Origin of the sequence: Gordonia insulae (assembly GCF_003855095.1) — a bacterium.
In the GTDB taxonomy this organism is placed as follows: Bacteria; Actinomycetota; Actinomycetes; order Mycobacteriales; family Mycobacteriaceae; genus Gordonia; species Gordonia insulae.
Genome location: NZ_CP033972.1, coordinates 5,635,804 through 5,654,146, shown reverse-complemented (window position 1 = coordinate 5,654,146; position 18,343 = coordinate 5,635,804). Strand labels below are relative to the sequence as shown.

Genomic DNA, 18,343 nt, shown 5'->3' with positions numbered 1-18,343 from the left:
CACGCCGAGGCGCCCTCGTGCAAGCATGGAGTGATGTGCGGACGTTATGCGGTGACCACCGACCCGGCGAAGCTCGCCGCCGAGATCGACGCGATCAACGAGGTGCCGGTCCCACTGGATCCGGCGAAGGACCCGGCAGTCGCCGAGGATTCGGCGACTGCCGAGTCGGCGGCCCACGACGCTGCCGAGAACACGCCTCACGAGGGCACAGCGGACAAGAACAAGAATGCGCCGCGAACCCCCGGCCCCAACTACAACGTCGCGCCGACCACGACGATCATGACGGTCGTCAAACGTCACTCGCACGACGACCCGGACGACGATCCGACTCTGCGGATCCGCGCAATGCGTTGGGGCCTCGTGCCGCCCTGGGCCAAGGACGTCGGCAAGGGGCCGCTGCTGTTCAATGCCCGGGCCGAGAGCGCCGCGGAGAAGAGTTCGTTCCGCAGTTCGGTCAAATCCCGGCGCTGCCTGGTACCGATGGACGGCTGGTACGAGTGGAAGAAAGGCCCTCCGGACGCGAAGGGCAAGCCGACGAAGGTGCCGTTCTTCATGTCGCCGCAGGACGGGACGCGGCTGTTCATGGCCGGGCTGTGGTCGGTGTGGCGTCCCAAGGACGCCGGCAAGGACGAGGCGCCGCTGCTGAGTTGCTCGATCCTGACCACCGACGCCGTGGGCCACCTGCGCGACGTCCACGACCGCATGCCGTTGATCATGCCGTTCGACAACTGGGATTCCTGGCTCGATCCCGATCACACCGCTCCCGGCGACCTCTTCGGCCCGCCGAGCACCGACGTCGCCGACGCCATCGACATCCGCGAGGTCGCTCCGTTGGTGAACCGGGTCGCCAACAACGGCCCCGAACTCCTCGAACCGGCGTGATCCTCCTACCGCGCAGATCGGACCGACCATGGTGGCGACATGAGCGACACACGACCTGACCTGCTCCAGCGGTTGCGCTATCTGGCCGGGACACCGCTGCCGGAGTCGATGCGGGAGTGGGTGCGCCACGACGTCACCGGGCCGGGCCATCTCCGCCGATACCTGATCCGTGGCGTCGTCCCGGTGATCCCCATCCTGGTGGTCTTCGCGTTCATCCCGGGCCCGCCGATCGTCCGGATCTGCATGATCCTGCTGCTTCTCCTGCCGCTGATCTACTTCCAGATCGCGCTGATCAAGATCTACCGGCGACACCTGCTGCTCACCAACGGACTGGATCCCGAACTGCTGAACTCCAAGCGCGACAAGCGTCGCGCGACAACCAGATCCGACTACGAGAACATCTACCGGAAGCCGTGACGCCGCCGGTCACCGGTCCGGCCCCGCGGTGGCCCGGGTCGACGACCGGCACGCGGTCAGCGGTAGGCGTAGTCGTCGAGCGGAAATCGGTCCATCTCACGCAGCGTCGAGAGGGTCGACGACGGCCGCAACAGCGCGGCCTCGCCGTGCTGGTTGAAGTAGTAGCTCCGCGCCGACCCACAGTTCCCGTTGTAGAACACCGATGACTGCAGGTTGTCGGTCACCTTGGCGAGGAAAGCGTCGTTGGCGGAGTCGCTCACCTCGAAGGTGGTGGAACCCCTGCGTTCGAGCTCACCGAACAGTCGGCGCATGTGCTTCATCTGCGCCTCGATCGTCGTGAAGTACGACAACCCGCTGTACGAGTACGGACTGTTGAGCGAGAGCAGGTTGGGGAATCTCGGCACCGTGATCCCCTCGTACGCCTGGAAACGATTCTCCCGCCACCATTTTCCCAGATCGCGGCCGTCGCGTCCGACCACCTGGAACGCCGGGAAATTGACATCCCAGAGGTTGAACCCGGTTGCCAGGACCAGGGTGTCGACCAGGACCTTCGTACCGTCGGCGGTGACGATACCGTCGGGTTCGACACGGACGATCGAGTTGGTCTGCAACGTGACATTCGGCTTGTTGAAGGTCCGAAAGTAGCTGTTGGAGAAGGTGGGTCGCTTGCAGCCGAAATCGTAGGACGGGGTCAGCGCGCGCCGCGTCCGTGGATCGCGCACCTGCGAACGCAGATGTGCTCTGGCCATCAGCGCCGCGGCCCGGTTACCCGGCTTGACCTGTTTGAAATGCAGGACACCGAAAACCATCAGCGCCTCCAGCAATGACGTGTTGACCAGCCGGGCCGCACGCTGGGTGACCGGCACGCGCGCAAAGAGCCTCCGCACCGCCGGCGGGATCGCGAAATCCACCTTGGGCACCACCCAGATCGGTGTCCGCTGGAACACCGTCAGCTCCGCGGCCTGCTTCGCGATCTCCGGGATCAGCTGCACCGCAGTCGCGCCCGTGCCGATGATCGCGGCACGCTGCCCGGTGAAATCGTGGCCGTCGTCCCACGCCGTGGTGTGGATGATCTGGCCGGCGAACGAGTCGATACCCGGAAAGTCCGGGGTGTAGGGCTGCGACAGAAAGCCCGTCGCAGTGACGAGATACCGGCACGTCCGGACTCCGCCGTCGGCGGTGGACACCCGCCAGATCTGTTGGGCATCATCCCATTCCGCCCTCTCCACCGCCGTGGAGAACTCCATCCGCCGCTTCAGGTCGTACTTGTCGGCGACATGCTCGGCATAGCGCTTGAGTTCCGCGCCCGGCGCGAACAACCGCGACCAGTGCGGATTGGGTTCGAACGAATACGAGTACGTCACCGACGCGATGTCGACCGCCAGGCCCGGATAGTGGTTGACGTGCCAGGTGCCGCCCAGGTCGTCCTCGCGTTCGAGGATCGCGATGTCGTCGATTCCGAGTCGGGTGAACTCGATCGCCGCGCCCATCCCGCCGAAACCCGCACCGACGATGACCACGTCATGATCTGGCTGCACGACACACTCCATCCCATGTAGATGTAACTGACAGACACAGTAACCCACCGAGAGTTCGGCGACCAGACCCTCGGCGCACCCTGTTGCGCCGCGTGAGATCTCGGTTACGTGCTCGACGAGTTCATTTTCCGGCCCGCAATTCCGGTGTAACGGGTGCGGCTCACCATCGTTGTCCATGGACAAGAAACTGCTCGAGGACAGCCTCGGAATCATCGACCTACCCGACGACGGCCTGACCGTACACTTCTACGACATCCTTTTCGAGCGCTATCCGCAGGTCAAACCGATGTTCACCCGCGATACGCGGCTGCAGGCCGCGATGTTGCGCACCGCGGTGGTGTCGGTGGTCGACCACCTCGACGACGAAGACTGGCTCACCGCCGATCTCGGCGCATTGGGCCGCCGGCACGCGGACCTCGGGGTCACCGAACCGATGTACGCCGCTGTCGCGGAGTGCATGATCGCAGCGATGGCCGAGATCGGTGGTTCGCGGTGGACGGCGGACATGACGGCCGCGTGGACCGAGGCACTGACCGCGGTCGCGTCGTTGATGCTTGCCGGGTACCCGGCAAGCGAGGAGACGTCGGGCGCCGCCTGACTGCCGGCCCCGTCTCAGGCGATCGCCGAACCGTCCCACGACACGTCGAAGAACTGCGTGGCCATCAGTTCCTCGCGCCGGTCGCGATCGACGCCGAGTTCCTTGCGGTAGTGCAGCACATGCTGCAACGACAGCGCCGAGTACAGCAGCGGCAGGTGGTCACCGGGCTGGTCGTAGACGCCGCCCGCACCCTTCGCGGCGGCCATGTTGCGTCGGGCGTGGCTCGGATGCTTGAGGACGTCACGCAGGACGGCGGCCTTGATCATCTTCTTGCGGCCCGCGGGCACCACGACGAGTTCGGCCGGATCGAACAACGCGGTGGTGAACTCCTCGGCGGTCGCGACGGTGCATCCCGCGGTGGGACGCGGGTTGCACTCGACCATGTGGTGTACGCCGTCGTCGGTCATGAGGTAGTCGAAACTCAACTGCCCGTGCCAGTTCAGCTCGCGGGCAACGAGTTGGGCGGTGGCCAGCGACTCGGGCGAATCGACGGACTCGAACACGATGCCGCCCCGGTCGTCGATGGCCAGCGGGTGCTCGTAGCAGGAGTGCAGCACGACCTCGCCGTGGTGGACCACACTCCAGCTGCAGCGGTCGACACCGGTCAGATACTCCTGCACCAGCCAGGGCTCCGCCACGGTCGGGTGGATCTCGTCGAGACTCGACTCGCCGGCGAGCGGCCCGGAGTTCGTGATGACATCGAGTCCACCACGCCCGAACGCGGCGCGTGCGAACCAGTGTTCCCAGCGACCGACCGCCGCGCGCAGTTCGTCGTCGTCGGTCGCGGTGATCGAATCGGCGACCGGCAGCCCGAGGGTCCGACAGAAGTCGGCGAAGGTGACCTTGTCGTGGACCTGCGCGAGGGTCTCGAACGGCGGGAAGAACAGTTCGATGCCCGGCCGGGCGGCGGCCAAGCGGTCACGGTGGGCCGCGAGGTAGAAGACCTCCTCGAACATCGGTAACAGCCAGTCGATGTCGTCGCGATCGATGATGTCGACGATGGCCGCGATGAACTCGTCGGTGCGTTGCGTCGGCGCCGGCACCTCGACGTGCCGCCGGGCACCACGGGAGTGACTGCCCGGAGCTGCGGAGAAGGTGTCCGCGGCGGTCACGTCATAGCCGGACTCCCCGAGTTTGTGGATCTCGTCGACCGCGAACGGCATTCGTGACGTGGTGGCCAGGACGCGTCTGCTCGACGTCGGCGTTCTCCGCATGCGTCGAGATTAGTGTGCCGTTTGCCCGGTTCGCCACCGATTGCCGTGTGCCCTGCGCGACGATTCCCCGTCTCGGCGGGGAATATCCGGGTCCGCGCCCTACGCTGGGTTGATCATGTCCTCGACCGGAAGCAGCGCGTCCACCCCGATGTCCCCATCATCCGCGTCACCCCGCTCGACGTCACGACGCACTTCCGGCGGTTGGGCATTCGCATCCGCGGTGCTCGCGTTCGCCGTGGTGATGCTGGGCACCACCCTGCCCACCCCGCTCTATTCGATCTACTCGACCGAACTCGGCTTCGGTGTCGTCACCACCACGGTGATCTTCGCGATCTACGCGGCGGGCGTGATCACCGCCCTGGTGGTCTTCGGTCGATGGTCCGACGTCGTCGGCCGCCGTCCACTCCTCGTCGCCGGTGCCCTGCTCTCGGTGGCCAGCGCCGTCGTGTTCATCACCGCAGGACCCGTGTGGCAGTTGATGATCGGGCGTGTCCTATCGGGTCTGTCCGCCGGGATCTACGCGGGCGCGGCGACCGCAGCCGTGATCGAACTCGCCCCGCGACGCTGGCGTTCGCGGGCCCCGGCCATCGCGACGGCCGCCAACATCGGCGGTCTGGGCCTGGGCCCGCTGATCGCCGGTCTGCTCGCGCAGTTCGCCCCGGCGCCACTGCACCTGCCGTTCGCCGTCGACCTGGTCCTGCTCGCCCCCGTCCTCGTCGGGATCTGGTTCATCGCCGAACCCGTCACCGTCACCCCCGGGGCACGGCTGTCAGTGCAGCGTCTGTCGGTGCCGCCCGAGGTCCGTGGGGTCTTCGTCCGCGCGGCGATCGCCGCCTTCGCCGGGTTCGCCGTGATGGGCACGTTCACCGGTGTGACCCCGTCCTTCGTCGCGCACATCCTCGGCGTCGAGAGCCATGCCGTCGCCGGAATCCTGGTGGCGGTGCTGTTCCTGTCGTCGGCTGCGACACAGATCGCGGGCCGCGGCTTCTCCACCGAGCGTGCGCTGGTCGTCGGGTGCGCGATTCTCGTCGTCGGCATGATCGTCCTGACCGTCGGACTACTCGCCGCCTCCCTCGCCACCCTGTTCGTCGGAGCGGTCGTCGCCGGCATCGGACAGGGTCTCTCGTTCAGCAAGGGACTGGCAGCAGTCGTCGCGGCGAGCCCCCGGCACCGCCGCGCCGAGGTGACCTCCACCTATTTCGTCGTGGCCTATGTGGCCATCTCCATCCCCATCGTCGGCGAGGGTATCGCCGCGGCACACTGGGGTCTGCGTACCTCCGGCGTCGTGTTCAACATCATCGTCGGCACACTGGCCCTGATCGCCCTCGTGTTGACGGTGGTGGCGGTACGGCGCTCGCCCCGCGCGTCCTGACCCAGCCGGTCAGTCCTCGCCGCCGCCGACCCCCGCGTCCTCCAGTGCGGCGACAAGACTCGCGAACCGGGCGTTCCCGGCCAGATCCTCGACGAGGACAACCCGACCGTCCTCGTCGGCGAGCGGGATGCACCAGTTCGGGTACTGCGCGGCACCGGTACCCGGCTGATTCTGAATCCGACGCTCCCCGACCGCGTCGACGAGCGCGACACCCAGCAGCACCGACGGCGTCGCGGCGATCAACCGGTAGAGCGCCTCGACGGTCTTCTGATCCGTGATCGGCGTACCCGCCGGCAGCAGACCGCGTGCACGCGCCAATGCCAGCACGGCGTCGCGGTCACGCTCATCCCGGGCACGCTCGGCGGCCTCACCCGTCTCGAGCAACCCGAGTCGCGAGCGCAGGTCGATGTGGTCACCGGCCAGATAGCCGACGGTCGGCGGCAGGTCGTGGGTGGTCACCGATGTCAGGCAGAGATCCCGGTACTCCTCCGGTGGGATCGGCGCCCCGGGACCGTGTTCGAACCAGAGGATCGACGTCCCCAGAATCCCCCGCTGTGTCAACGCTTCCTGGACGTGCCGTTCGAAGACACCGAGATCCTCGCCGATCACCACCGCGCCCGCCCGTTCGGCCTCCAGCGCCAGGATGCCGATCAGCGCGTCGTGGTCGTAGTGGACGTAGGTACCGCCGGCCGGACCCATGCCGTCGGGAATCCACCACAGGCGGAACAGGCCGAGGATATGGTCGACGCGCAGCCCTCCGGCGTGACGCAGAACGGTGCGCAGCATGTCGCGGTAGGGGCGGTATCCGGCCTCGGCGAGATGCCGCGGATGCCAGGGCGGCTGATCCCAGCCCTGCCCCTGCTGGTTGAAGCCGTCCGGCGGCGCCCCGACGGTCGCGCCGCGGGCCAACACATCGCCGAGCATCCACACGTCGGCACTGTGCCGCGCGACGCCGACCGCGAGGTCGGCGATGATGCCGATGTCCATCCCGGCCGACAGCGCGACCCGCTGCGCCTCGGCCAGCTGTTCATCGCAGATCCACTGCAACCAGGTGAAGAACTCGATGCGCTCGGCCAGCGCGCGACGTTTCCGCTTGACGAAATCCTTGTCCTGCAACTGTTTCGACCACGCCGGGTGATCGGTCCCGTACTTCTCGGCAAACGCGCACCAGGTCGCGAATCGTCGCAGACCCTTGCCCTCCCGCTCACGGAACGCCCGGTACGCGGTCGCCCGCTTCTTGCTCAACGGCTGTTCGTGGATCAACTCCAGGATCGCCATCTTCGCGCGGAACGACTTGTTGCGCTTTATCTTCCGGGCGGACAGATTGTCGTCGAAGAAATTCCGCTCGAGTGCGCGGGCCAGTTTGCGGGCACGCTTCCCCAGACCGGCCGCCTCCGGGATGTCGGTCACCCGAATGTAGAGGGGGTTGACGAATCGGCGGGTCACCGGGAGATACGGCGACGCCTCGATCGGCGCGTGCGGCTGCGCCGCGTGCAGTGGGTTGACCTGGACGAAATCCGCACCATAGGTGCTGGCCGCGACCGCGCTGATGTCCGCGAGATCGGCGAAATCGCCGACACCCCATGACCGCGCGGAGCGCACCGAGTACAGCTGGACGGCCAGACCCCACCGTTGACCGCCGAGGAGTTTGTCGGCGGTGGACAGCCGGCGCGGTGTCACGATCAGCGGTCGCCGCGCAGACGCCGAACTCGTGGAGTCGAGCGCGTGGATGGTGTGGTAACCGGGTTCGAGATCCGCGGGGACCTCGAAGGTCGCGCGACCGATGAGTATCCCGTCGACCTCCCGAGGGTCCACCCAGACATCGGACTGCTGCGGATCGCGGACGACGCCTGCCTCGGTGGTGATCCACACGTGCACCGGGTTCCAGTGCGGGACATGCACGGCGAATGTCGCGCCGGATCCCTCGGTCGCGACCGTCACCGGCGGGAGCATCGCCCGCCACGGTTCGTCGTCGAGTTCGGCATGCGCGGCGACGATCTGCTCGGGCGAGCCCGCTGACACGCCGAGTGATGCCAGCACCGCCACGATCGTCTCCGCGCTCACCTCGTGGTCGAGTTCGTCCCAGCCCACGTAACTCGTGGCGACCCCGCATCGCCGGGCCAGGCCGGCCAGTTGCTCGCGCGCCACTTCCTCGGTCGTCACGACAGCATCGTCTCAGGATTCGGCAGGTCCCGCGCGGTGCGCCCCGAAGTCACCAGAGATGGTTGAATCATGTGACACACGTCACCGCATGATCGGAAGGGACACCATGGCCGACACCCTGACCCTCGACCCCACCACCACCGCGCTCGTCTTGATCGAATTCCAGAACGAGTTCACCAGCGACGGCGGCGTGCTCCACGACGCCGTCGCCGAGGTGATGGACAAGACCGGGATGCTCGCCAACACCGTCGCGCTGGTGGACAGGGCGCGGGCGGCCGGGGTGACGATCATGCACGCACCCATCACCTTCGCCGCCGGTTACGGCGAGTTGACCCGCCACCCATACGGCATCCTCAAGGGCGTCGTGGACGGAAACGCGTTCGTCAAGGACTCCTGGGGTGCGACGATCGTCGACGATCTCACCCCCGCCGACGGCGACATCGTGGTCGAGGGCAAGCGCGGCCTCGACACCTTTGCCAGCACCAATCTCGATTTCATCCTCCGCAGCAAGGGGATCACCACGATCATCCTCGCCGGCTTCCTGACGAACTGTTGCGTGGAATCCACCATGCGGTCGGGTTACGAGAACGGCTACCGCGTCATCACCCTCACCGACTGCACGGCCGCGACCTCCGTCGCCGAGCACGACAACGCGATCAGCTTCGACTACCCGATGTTCTCCGAGCCGGTCGAGTCGACGGCCGTGCTGTCGGCCCTGTGAGGGCGGTTCGGCCGGTCCCCGATGGTCAGGTGCAGATCGCGTTCCCGGATCAACGAGGTCGCCACGACACTGATGACCGCGGTGAGTACCAGGTAGCCCGCGGCCAGCCAGGGTGAACCGCCCGCCGCGCCGATGAGCGCGGTCAGGATCAGCGGCGTCAGACCGGACGCGTAGATGCCGGAGAACTGGTAGACCACCGACAGACCCGTGTAGCGCACCCGGGTCGGATACAGACTCGCGAACAGCGTGCCCTGCGCGCCGTAGAACAGTGCGTGTACGACCCCGAACACGATCACGAGACCGACCGTGAACCAGAGCAGGTTCTCGGTCCCGAACAGTGCGAACACGGGGTAGACGGCCACGCCGTAGGCGGTGATCCCGATCAGGTAGATGCGTTGGGGACCGTACCGGTCGGTGAGCAGCCCCGACACCGGCAGCAGCAGCGCCATCACCACCGAGGCGATGGTGACCGCCACCAGCACGGGCACCTTGGCGAGATCGAGTTCCTTTGTCGCATAAGCGATCGCGAACACACCCCAGGTGTTGAACGCGGAGCCCTCACCCCATCGCGCCAGGAGGCCGAGGACCGTGTTGCGCGTGTTGGGCGGCAGCACCACGTCCCGGATCGGCGCCGACGACTTCTGTGACAGTTCGGCGACCTCGGTGAACGCCGGCGTCTCGTCGACCTTGAGCCGGACCACGAACCCGATGGCGACGAGCACGATGCTCACCAGGAAGGCGATCCGCCACCCGTAGGTGAGGAACGCGTCGTCGTCCAGGGCGACCTGCAGGAACGCGAAGACACCGGTGCCCAGCGCCAGTCCGAGCGCCAGCCCGATCTGCGGGATACTGCCGAACAGTCCACGTCGTCGGCGCGGACTGTGCTCGACCGCGAGCAGGACGGCACCGGCCCACTCCCCGCCCAGCGCGAAACCCTGCACGATCCGCAGCGCCAGCAGCAGGATCGGCGCCAGCACGCCCACCGACGCCGCGGTCGGGAGCACACCCATCAGGGCCGTCGCGGCACCCATGAGCACCATCGTGATCGCGAGAGTTCGCTTGCGCCCGATGCGGTCCCCGATATGGCCGAACACCACGCCGCCGATCGGGCGGACGACGAAGCCGACCGCGAACGTGGCGAACGACAAGAGGGTGCCGACGAACGAACTCTGGTCGGGGAAGAACACGGTGTTGAACACGAGGCTCGCCGCGGTCGCGTAGAGGAAGAAGTCGTACCACTCGATGGTGGTGCCCAGCAGGCTCGCGGCGACGACGGTCCGCAGACGTTTACGGCGCTGGTCGTCGGTCTCGTCCGCCAGGACCGTGGAACCCGATGCGGTCAGGATGGTGGCCATGACCGCCACACGTTAGTGGCATCGCCCACCGCACCACAGGTTCGGAATCACGATGATCGCAACCCCGTCGGTGGCGTGCACGGCGCCTCGGCAGACCCGTCACGGCCTCCCGAAGAGCACACCGGGATTCAGGAGTCCGGCCGGATCGAGGGCGTCCTTGATGACACGCATCGTGTCCCGGTCGACGTCACTGCGCCCGAGGTGGATCCACGGCACCTTGGCCCGTCCGATGCCGTGCTCGGCGCTGATGCTGCCGCCGTTGGCGGCGACGATCGCGAAGACCCGGGCGGTGACCGCCTCGGCCTGTGCCTCGGGCACGTCGAGCAGGTTGACATGGATGTTGCCGTCGCCGACATGTCCGAACAGGATCGGCCGGCACGGATGGTCGACGAGGCCGGCGACCGCAGCGAGTTCGCCCATCGCCTCCGGTAGAGCGCGGATCGGCACGGCGACATCGAGTTTGACGACAGGCGTGGTGGTCGACCGCGCGATGGACTCGGTGTGCTGTTCGCGGGTCGCCCACAACGCGCGGGCCGGCCCCGGCTCGAGGACCGCGTCGACCACCTCCGCGTGCTCGAGGACCTCGACGACGACATTCTCGATGTCGCCGGTCCCGGAGACCTCCACGAGCGTGTAGAACGGGGCCTCGGCGGCGACCGGGCGTCGGAGACCGTGCTCGTGTACCAAACGCCACGCCCGCCTCGGTCATGATCTCGGCGGCCTCCACGGTCAGCCCTCGCGCCGCGAACGCGTCGAGCAGACCGAGGGCGTCCTCGACGTGTCGCACGGCGGCCACCGTGACGATCGTGCGCGCCGGCGGCGCCACGAGACGGAACAGGACCCGGGTGATCACCGCCAGCGTGCCCTCGCTCCCGGCGAGCAGACCCGGAAGGTCATAGCCCACATTGTCTTTCACCAACGATGTCCACCGACACAGGATGGCGCCGTCGGCCTTCACCGCCTCGATCCCGAGAACCTGCGCACGGGTGTTGCCGTGCCTGATCATCCGGACGCCGCCGGCGTTGGTCGCGACCACCCCGCCCGCGGTGGCCGATTCACGTGAGGCGAGATCGACAGGGAACATCAGTCCGCGCTCCTGCGCCACCCGGTCGATCGCATCGATCGTCGCGCCCGCCTGGACTCCTATACACCGGCCCACCGCGTCGACCTCACCGACATCGGTCATGCGAGCGGTACTCAGCAGGATCAGCGCGTCGCGATCCCGACCGACCGGCGGAACCGACCCGCCGACCAGCCCCGTGTTGCCGCCCTGAATGCACACGGCGACGCCGGCCGACGCACAGATCGACACGACCGCCGCGACCTCCTCGGTGGTGCGGGGTCGGATCACCGCGTCCGCACGTCCGGTCCAACGGCCCGTCCAGTCGGTCGTGAACCCGGCCATCGCATCGTCGTCGACGAGCACGTGCGTGTCCCCGACGGCGGCTCGCGGTTGCGCCAGCGGCAGCACGGTCGGTGGTGAATCGGCAGTCGTGGGGGGCTCGGAGGTCACCCTGCCATCATCGTGGAGAGCCGCCCCGCCGTCACGACAAGGCGTCGGCGATCGGCGTCTCGCCGTCGTTGAACTCGATGGTCCGACGAACCGTCGCGGGATCGGCGAGAACGGCCGCGGCGACTCCCGCGACATTGTCGCGGCTCACCTCGTCTCCGGACGCGCGGTCGCCGCCCACGGCGATCCGGCCGGTGCCGGGTCCGTCGGTGAGCTTGCTCGGTCCCAGGATCGTCCACTGCAACTCGGTGCCCTGCAGGTAGGCGTCGGCCTCGCCCTTGGCCTGCGCATACGGATAGAACGAGTTGTCCTCGGGCACGCCGTGATCCGTGCCTGCCCCGAAGTAGGAGACCATCACATACCGCGACGCCCCGGCCGAGGCCGCGGCATCCATCGACCGGATGGCGGCATCGCGGTCCACCGCGAAGGTCCGGTCCGGGTTGCCGCCACCGGCGCCGGCCGACCAGACCACGGCATCCTGGCCGGCGAGCACGGACGCGAGTCCGGCGGTGTCGAGCGCCTCGACATCGGCGACGAGCGGGGTCGCCCCGGTCGCCTCGACGTCATCGCTCTGCGCTTCGTTGCGGATGATCGACGTCACCTGATCGCCGCGGTCGGACAGGATCTTCGCCAATCGCAGCGCGATCTTGCCGTGTCCGCCGATGATCGCCACCTGGGCCATCGCTGCACTCCTCTGGTTGGTGGAACGTGTCCCCATCCAACGTACCGACGGCCGACCCGGCTCGGTCAGACCTTGGTTCGGCCCCGCACCATGCTGACGATCCAGATCAACAGACATGCGCCGGCCAGACACGTGATGAAGCTGAAGATCAGCCCAAAGCCCTTGACGTCGACGTCAAACAGGCTGAGCAGGAACCCGCCGATGAGCCCGCCCACGATCCCGACGACGATGTTGAGCAGGATGCCTTGTTGCGCATTGGTCTTCATGATCATGCTCGCGACCCACCCCGCCAGCCCGCCGATGATGATCCAGCCGATGATTCCCAGTCCGAGCATGTGTTCCTCCAGCTGTGTGCGCGAGATCGTCGCGCGCTTCGAAGTGACACCCCCGCCGATCGAACGGTACGCCCGTACCCACGAGCAGGGGTGACATCTGACCCATTCGTGGCGAAGACGAGACCGCGCGGACCGCCGGATCCGGGCCGGACCAGCTCTTTACCATTCGCTTACTTAGCACTAAGCAACTAATCTACTTAGTAGACGGCAACTAACTACCCGGGTCGCCGGCGACGAAAGGCGAACGCGTGACATCACCCTCGGCGACATCGCGTCCTGCGACGGAGTTCGACGACAGCCCCGACGTCGCGACGCTGTACCACCTGCTGACCCGGATCACCCGCACCTTGCGCACCCGGGGCGGTAACGGCAATCTCACCGCGGGTGTCGCCGCCGCACTGTGGACGATCATCAATCACGCACCCATCCGGCTGTCCGCGCTCGCCGACCGCGAATCCGTCTCCGCCCCGACGATGTCGCGCATCGTCGCGTCACTCGAGGAGAACGGCTACATCGAGCGCACCACCGACCCCGACGACGGCCGCGCGAAACTGCTGAGTCCCACGCCCGCCGGGGTGGAACTGATCACCAATGCGCGAACCAACAAGGCCCGACTCCTCGCCGAGGCCCTCGACGGCCTCGACGACGACGACCGCTCGACGGTCGGTCGCGGATTGACCATCCTGGCCGAGGCCCTCGGCACCAACGACCAGCTGCAAGGACTCCGATGAGTCCCGCCACCATCGCCGCACCCGTGGCGGCCGACACCGAGCCGGATCCGCACTACAAGTGGATAGCGTTGTCCAACACGACGCTCGGCATGCTGATCGCGACGATCAACAGCTCGATCGTGCTGATCGCGCTCCCCGACATCTTCCGCGGCATCCACCTGAACCCGCTGCTCCCGGAGAACACGAGCTACCTGTTGTGGATGATGATGGGCTTCCTGGTCGTCACCGCCGTGCTGGTGGTGAGCTTCGGCCGTCTCGGTGACATGTTCGGCCGGGCGCGCATGTACAACATGGGCTTCGCCATCTTCACCGTGTCCTCGGTGTTCCTCGCGATCACCTGGTTCGACGGCACCGAGGCCGCCATCTGGCTGATCGTCTGGCGGATCATCCAGGGCGTCGGCGGCGCGTTCCTGATGGCCAACTCCTCGGCCATCCTGACCGACGCGTTTCCGGCCAACCAGCGCGGACTCGCGCTCGGCATCAACGGCGTCGCGGCCATCGCCGGCTCGTTCCTCGGCCTGTTGGTCGGCGGGGTACTCGCGCCGATCCACTGGCATCTGATCTTCCTCGTGTCCGTACCCTTCGGCGTGATCGGCACAATCTGGGCGTATCTCAAGCTGCGCGACACCGGAGTTCGTCGTCGTGCGCAGATGGACTGGTGGGGCAACATCACCTTCGCGGTCGGACTCATCGCCGTACTCGTCGGCATCACCTACGGCATCCAGCCCTACGGCGGTCACAGCATGGGTTGGACGAGCCCGATGGTGTTGTCGTGCCTCATCGGGGGCTGCATCATCCTGATCGCCTTCGTCTTCATCGAGACCCGCGTACCCAGTCCGCTGTTCAACCTCGAGCTGTTCACCAACCGCTCGTTCACCTTCGGCAACATCGCCAATCTGATGGCCTCGATCGGTCGCGGCGGGCTGCAGTTCATCCTGATCATCTGGTTGCAGGGCATCTGGCTTCCCCAGCACGGCTACAACTTCGAGCAGACGCCGCTGTGGTCGGCGATCTACATGATCCCGATGACGATCGGCTTCCTGTTCATCGCACCGCTCTCGGGCGCACTCTCGGATCGGTTGGGCACCAAGTGGTTCACCACCACCGGCATGCTGATCACCGCGGGGACCTTCGCCGCACTCATCGCGATGCCCGTCGACTTCTCCTACCCGATTTTCGCATTCGTCTTGCTGCTCAACGGCATCGGTATGGGCCTGTTCTCCTCGCCCAACCGCGCCGAGGTCATGAACAGCCTGCCGGTCGACGCGCGGGGCTCGGGGTCGGGCATGATGACGACGTTCCAGAACGCCGCGATGGTGCTGTCGATCGGCCTCTTCTTCAGTCTGATGATCAGCGGACTGTCGGCACACCTGCCCAGCACCATGGGTGCCGGACTGATCGCCAACGGCGTCCCGGCGGTCCAGGCCGACCAGATCGCACAGCTACCGGCCGTCGCGGTTCTGTTCGCCGCGTTCCTCGGTTACAACCCGGTCGAACAACTCCTCGGCGGACAGTTGTCGAACCTTCCGCAGGCCAACCAGGACACGCTGACCGGGCTGGACTTCTTCCCCCATCTGATCAGCAACCCGTTCGCCGACGGCCTGTCCGCCGCGTTCACCTTCGCCATCGTGTGCTGCGTGATCGGCGCGATCGCCTCGCTGTTCACCGGAGGGAAATCGGGCCGACGAACACCGGCACCGGACTCGACGGAGTCCGCACCGGCCGCCACGGCCCAGACGACGGGTGGCGAACCAGCCGCGCAGCCGGTGAGCGCGACCTCGGCCGATCCGTCGAAACCGATCGACGAACCCGTGCATCTCTGACGTCAGACAGCTCCCGGCCTGGACATTATCGGTCAGAAGCCGACGTGCTTTACAAATCTTCCTCTGTGTATAGACACGGGACGTGCCAATAGCTATTGTCAAGTTTGTTGGTGACCCCGCACACATGGAGGAAGCGAAATGCCCAACGATGCCCCGCCCGACAAGGCGCTGACATACAGAGCCCCGACCGACCTGGCACGGACAGAACAAGCGCCGGCGGAGAACCCCGCGGTCCAGTGGCGCGACAAGAAGCGGCACCTGTGGCTGCTGGGACTGATCCCGCCGACGGCGCTGTTCCTGGCGGCCGGGTTCGTGGCCGCGTTCTCCGCGCTCGGCTGGGATCTCGTCGCACCGGTGTGGTGGTGGATCGGGCCGATCCTCATCTACGTCCTGCTACCCACGCTGGATGTCTTCTTCGGCCCGGACGGCGAGAATCCGCCGGACGAACTGATGGAGCAGTTGGAGAACGACAAGTACTACCGATACTGCACCTACGCCTACATCCCGTTCCAGATCGCCAGCGTGGTCTTCGCCTGTTATCTGTGGACGGCGGACAATCTGAGCTGGCTCGGCATCGACGGCGGGCTCGGCCTGGTTTCCAAGATCGGCGTGGCGCTGACGATCGGCGCCATGGGCGGGATCGGTATCAACACCGCCCACGAACTCGGCCACAAGAAGGACTCGCTGGAACGCTGGCTGTCGAAGATCACCCTGGCGCAGACGTTCTACGGCCACTTCTACATCGAGCACAACCGCGGTCACCACGTCCGCGTCGCGACTCCCGAGGACCCCGCGAGCTCCCGTTTCGGGGAGAACTTCTGGATGTTTCTCCCGCGCAGCGTCTTCGGCAGCCTCCGCTCGGCCTGGGAACTCGAGGCCAAGCGGATGCAACGGCTGGAACGACCCGTGTGGCATCCCAGCAACGACGTGATCAACGCGTGGGGAATGTCGGTCGCACTCTGGGGTGTGTTGGCCGTGGTGTTCGGCTGGGAGATCCTTCCGTTCATGGCAATTCAGGCCGTCTACGGCTTCTCACTGCTCGAGACGGTGAACTACCTCGAGCACTACGGGCTGTTGCGCCAGACCACGGCGTCCGGCCGGTACGAGCGCTGCTCCCCGCGGCACAGCTGGAACTCCGACCACATCTGCACGAACATCTTCCTGTACCACCTCCAGCGACACAGCGATCACCACGCGAATCCGACCCGGCGGTATCAGACACTGCGTAGCTTCGACGAGGCGCCCAGCCTGCCGAGCGGATACGCCAGCATGATCACGCTCGCCTACTTTCCGCCCGTGTGGCGCAAGGTGATGGACCATCGGGTGCTCGACCATTACGAGGGTGACATCAGCAAGGTGAACGTCGCACCCCGCAAGGCCGCCCGGATCGCCGCCGAGAAGGGGACGGTTGCCGGATGAGCGTCTCGACCGCCCGACGACACCGCTGCCCGGTGTGCGACTACGCATTCGACGAGACGGTCGGTGCACCGCGAGAAGGGTTTCCCGCCGGCACACGCTGGGCCGACATCCCCGACGACTGGCCGTGTCCTGACTGCGGGGTCCGCGACAAGGTCGACTTCGAGCCCGAACCGATCACGGAGAGATCAACCGAGGAGAAGAAATGAATTTCCGACTGTTCCGTTGCCTGCAATGCGGATTCGAGTACGACGAGGAGCAGGGCTGGCCCGACGAGGGCATCGGACCCGGCACCCGCTGGGATGACATCCCCGACGACTGGAGTTGCCCGGACTGCGGCGCCGCCAAGTCCGATTTCGAGATGATCGAGGTGGCCCGGTCGTGACCGGCATCGTCATCGTCGGCACCGGGATCGCCGGTATCAGCGCCGCCGAACGGCTACGTGCCGAGGGGTATGACGGGACGATCACCGTACTCGGCGACGAACCCCATCTCCCCTACCGGCGCACGGTCCTGTCGAAGGATCTGTTTCACGCCGATCTGAGGGAACATCGGATCACGTTGCGCCCGAGTTCTTTCTGGGTCGACAAGGGTATCGACGTGATCACCGGGGTCACGGTCTGCGACGCCGACGCCGACGAGCGGGTCATCCGGTGCGACGACGGAACCACGCTGGGGTGGGATGCGCTGATCCTCGCCACCGGTGCCGTTCCGGTCCGACCGGGTTGGCTGCACGATTCCGTCCCGACGCTGCGCACTCGCGCCGATGCGGAGCAGATTCGCCTCCTGCTGCGCGGATCGGACGCGGTGACGATCATCGGCGCCGGCCTGATCGGCCTCGAACTGGCCGCGTCGGCGGCGGCCGCCGGACTCGACGTCACCGTGTGCGAGTACGCCGACCGTGTGATGGCGCGGGCGCTGCCACCAGTGATCTCGGATCACCTGGCCGCGCTGCACCGCGCCCACGGGGTATCCCTGCGGACCGGGGTCCGCGTGGTGACCGCCGATCCCGACACCGTCGCCCTGCGCGACGGCACGCATATCCCCGGACCTGTCGTCGCGGCCATCGGCGTGCAACCCGATGCGGGCCTCGCCCGGCGGCTCGGTGCCGACCTCGGTCAGACGGGGATCGTTGTCGACGATTTCCTCCGGAGTTCCGTTCCGGGCGTCTATGCCGCCGGTGACGTCGCGGCCATCCGGCATGCGCTCACCGGCGAGCCGAGCCGGGCCGAGCACTGGCTGTCGGCCACCGACCAGGGCAAGGCGGTGGCGGATTCGGTGCTCAGCGATCTCACGGGCGTGGCGGCACGGCCGTACATCGAGGTCCCGCTGGCGTGGACGGTGCAGTACGGGTCGAACTTCCAGATCGTCGGCCGACCCGGCGACGGCCACGACGTCGTCGTGGACGGATCGGTCTCCGAGGGCGACGCGACCGTCGTGGTGCGCGATGGGCCGCGGGCCGTCGGTGCGGTGGCGATCGGTCGGCCCGCTGCCGGTCGGGCATTCCGCGCCGATCTGGCCACCTCCCTACGCGAGGCTGGGCGGACACCGGTGACCGCGTGATCACGCTGCGGACTACGCTCTGG

At 66.9% G+C, this 18,343-nt stretch carries 17 protein-coding genes and 1 pseudogene; 11 read left to right on the top strand and 7 right to left on the bottom strand.

Annotated elements, in window-relative coordinates; all coding sequences use genetic code 11:
- Nucleotides 1-33 precede the first annotated feature (33 nt).
- The gene (locus D7316_RS25495) at nucleotides 34-882 is read left to right on the top strand and encodes an SOS response-associated peptidase (RefSeq protein ID WP_124710742.1); all 849 of its coding nucleotides are present in this window, start codon (nucleotides 34-36) and stop codon (nucleotides 880-882) included.
- Nucleotides 883-921: 39 nt separating this feature from the next.
- Nucleotides 922-1,299: a DUF5313 family protein gene (locus D7316_RS25490; protein WP_124710741.1), complete on the top strand. Its 378-nt coding sequence runs from the start codon at nucleotides 922-924 to the stop codon at nucleotides 1,297-1,299.
- Between the two features lie 56 nt (nucleotides 1,300-1,355).
- On the opposite strand, the gene D7316_RS25485 is transcribed toward D7316_RS25490, so the two are convergent.
- On the bottom strand, nucleotides 1,356-2,849 hold the full coding sequence (locus tag D7316_RS25485) for a flavin-containing monooxygenase (protein WP_197718300.1): 1,494 nt from the start codon (nucleotides 2,847-2,849) through the stop codon (nucleotides 1,356-1,358).
- A 163-nt stretch (nucleotides 2,850-3,012) separates the two neighbouring features.
- On the opposite strand from D7316_RS25485, the gene D7316_RS25480 reads away from it, so the two are divergent.
- Nucleotides 3,013-3,435, top strand: coding sequence for a globin domain-containing protein (locus tag D7316_RS25480; RefSeq protein ID WP_124710739.1), 423 nt, complete (start codon nucleotides 3,013-3,015; stop codon nucleotides 3,433-3,435).
- Nucleotides 3,436-3,449: 14 nt separating this feature from the next.
- Here the strand turns inward: D7316_RS25480 and D7316_RS25475 are convergent, their stop codons facing one another.
- Nucleotides 3,450-4,649 carry an ATP-grasp domain-containing protein gene (locus D7316_RS25475; RefSeq protein ID WP_124710738.1) on the bottom strand — a complete coding sequence of 400 codons (1,200 nt, stop codon included), beginning with the start codon at nucleotides 4,647-4,649 and terminating at the stop codon, nucleotides 3,450-3,452.
- Nucleotides 4,650-4,764: 115 nt separating this feature from the next.
- On the opposite strand from D7316_RS25475, the gene D7316_RS25470 reads away from it, so the two are divergent.
- Nucleotides 4,765-6,021, top strand: a complete 1,257-nt coding sequence (locus tag D7316_RS25470; protein ID WP_408610055.1) for an MFS transporter — start codon at nucleotides 4,765-4,767, stop codon at nucleotides 6,019-6,021.
- Nucleotides 6,022-6,030: 9 nt separating this feature from the next.
- Here the strand turns inward: D7316_RS25470 and malQ are convergent, their stop codons facing one another.
- Nucleotides 6,031-8,184, bottom strand: coding sequence for a 4-alpha-glucanotransferase (gene malQ, locus D7316_RS25465; RefSeq protein ID WP_232017079.1), 2,154 nt, complete (start codon nucleotides 8,182-8,184; stop codon nucleotides 6,031-6,033).
- 106 nt (nucleotides 8,185-8,290) lie between these two features.
- Between malQ and D7316_RS25460 the strand changes: the two genes are divergently transcribed.
- Nucleotides 8,291-8,905 carry a cysteine hydrolase family protein gene (locus tag D7316_RS25460; protein ID WP_124710737.1) on the top strand — a complete coding sequence of 205 codons (615 nt, stop codon included), beginning with the start codon at nucleotides 8,291-8,293 and terminating at the stop codon, nucleotides 8,903-8,905.
- Here the strand turns inward: D7316_RS25460 and D7316_RS25455 are convergent.
- The 4 genes and pseudogenes from D7316_RS25455 to D7316_RS25440 form a co-directional block, all read right to left on the bottom strand.
- On the bottom strand, nucleotides 8,851-10,260 hold the full coding sequence (locus D7316_RS25455) for an MFS transporter (RefSeq protein WP_232017078.1): 1,410 nt from the start codon (nucleotides 10,258-10,260) through the stop codon (nucleotides 8,851-8,853). The genes D7316_RS25460 and D7316_RS25455 overlap by 55 nt on opposite strands.
- 99 nt (nucleotides 10,261-10,359) lie before the next feature.
- Nucleotides 10,360-11,731 (bottom strand): annotated as a pseudogene (locus tag D7316_RS25450) (FAD-binding oxidoreductase).
- Nucleotides 11,732-11,804: 73 nt separating this feature from the next.
- Entirely contained in the window at nucleotides 11,805-12,452 is a 648-nt protein-coding gene (locus D7316_RS25445; RefSeq protein ID WP_124710736.1) for an SDR family oxidoreductase, read from the bottom strand.
- 65 nt (nucleotides 12,453-12,517) lie between these two features.
- Nucleotides 12,518-12,787 carry a GlsB/YeaQ/YmgE family stress response membrane protein gene (locus tag D7316_RS25440; protein WP_124710735.1) on the bottom strand — a complete coding sequence of 90 codons (270 nt, stop codon included), beginning with the start codon at nucleotides 12,785-12,787 and terminating at the stop codon, nucleotides 12,518-12,520.
- A gap of 248 nt (nucleotides 12,788-13,035) precedes the next feature.
- Here D7316_RS25440 and D7316_RS25435 point away from each other — a divergent pair, with 248 nt between their 5' ends.
- The 6 genes from D7316_RS25435 to D7316_RS25410 all read left to right on the top strand — a co-directional run bounded on the left by D7316_RS25435 (nucleotide 13,036) and on the right by D7316_RS25410 (nucleotide 18,320).
- A complete protein-coding gene (locus D7316_RS25435; RefSeq protein ID WP_124710734.1) occupies nucleotides 13,036-13,518 on the top strand; it encodes a MarR family winged helix-turn-helix transcriptional regulator in 483 nt (160 codons plus the stop codon).
- On the top strand, nucleotides 13,515-15,341 hold the full coding sequence (locus tag D7316_RS25430) for an MFS transporter (RefSeq protein WP_124710733.1): 1,827 nt from the start codon (nucleotides 13,515-13,517) through the stop codon (nucleotides 15,339-15,341). The genes D7316_RS25435 and D7316_RS25430 overlap by 4 nt, the downstream gene beginning before the upstream one ends.
- Before the next feature lie 138 nt (nucleotides 15,342-15,479).
- Nucleotides 15,480-16,760: an alkane 1-monooxygenase gene (locus D7316_RS25425; RefSeq protein ID WP_124710732.1), complete on the top strand. Its 1,281-nt coding sequence runs from the start codon at nucleotides 15,480-15,482 to the stop codon at nucleotides 16,758-16,760.
- Nucleotides 16,757-16,966, top strand: coding sequence for a rubredoxin (locus D7316_RS25420; protein WP_124710731.1), 210 nt, complete (start codon nucleotides 16,757-16,759; stop codon nucleotides 16,964-16,966). The genes D7316_RS25425 and D7316_RS25420 overlap by 4 nt, the downstream gene beginning before the upstream one ends.
- Complete coding sequence (locus D7316_RS25415; protein ID WP_124710730.1) at nucleotides 16,963-17,142, top strand: rubredoxin; 180 nt, start codon at nucleotides 16,963-16,965, stop codon at nucleotides 17,140-17,142. The genes D7316_RS25420 and D7316_RS25415 overlap by 4 nt, the downstream gene beginning before the upstream one ends.
- Nucleotides 17,139-18,320 carry an NAD(P)/FAD-dependent oxidoreductase gene (locus tag D7316_RS25410; RefSeq protein ID WP_124710729.1) on the top strand — a complete coding sequence of 394 codons (1,182 nt, stop codon included), beginning with the start codon at nucleotides 17,139-17,141 and terminating at the stop codon, nucleotides 18,318-18,320. The genes D7316_RS25415 and D7316_RS25410 overlap by 4 nt, the downstream gene beginning before the upstream one ends.
- Nucleotides 18,321-18,343: the final 23 nt, after the last annotated feature.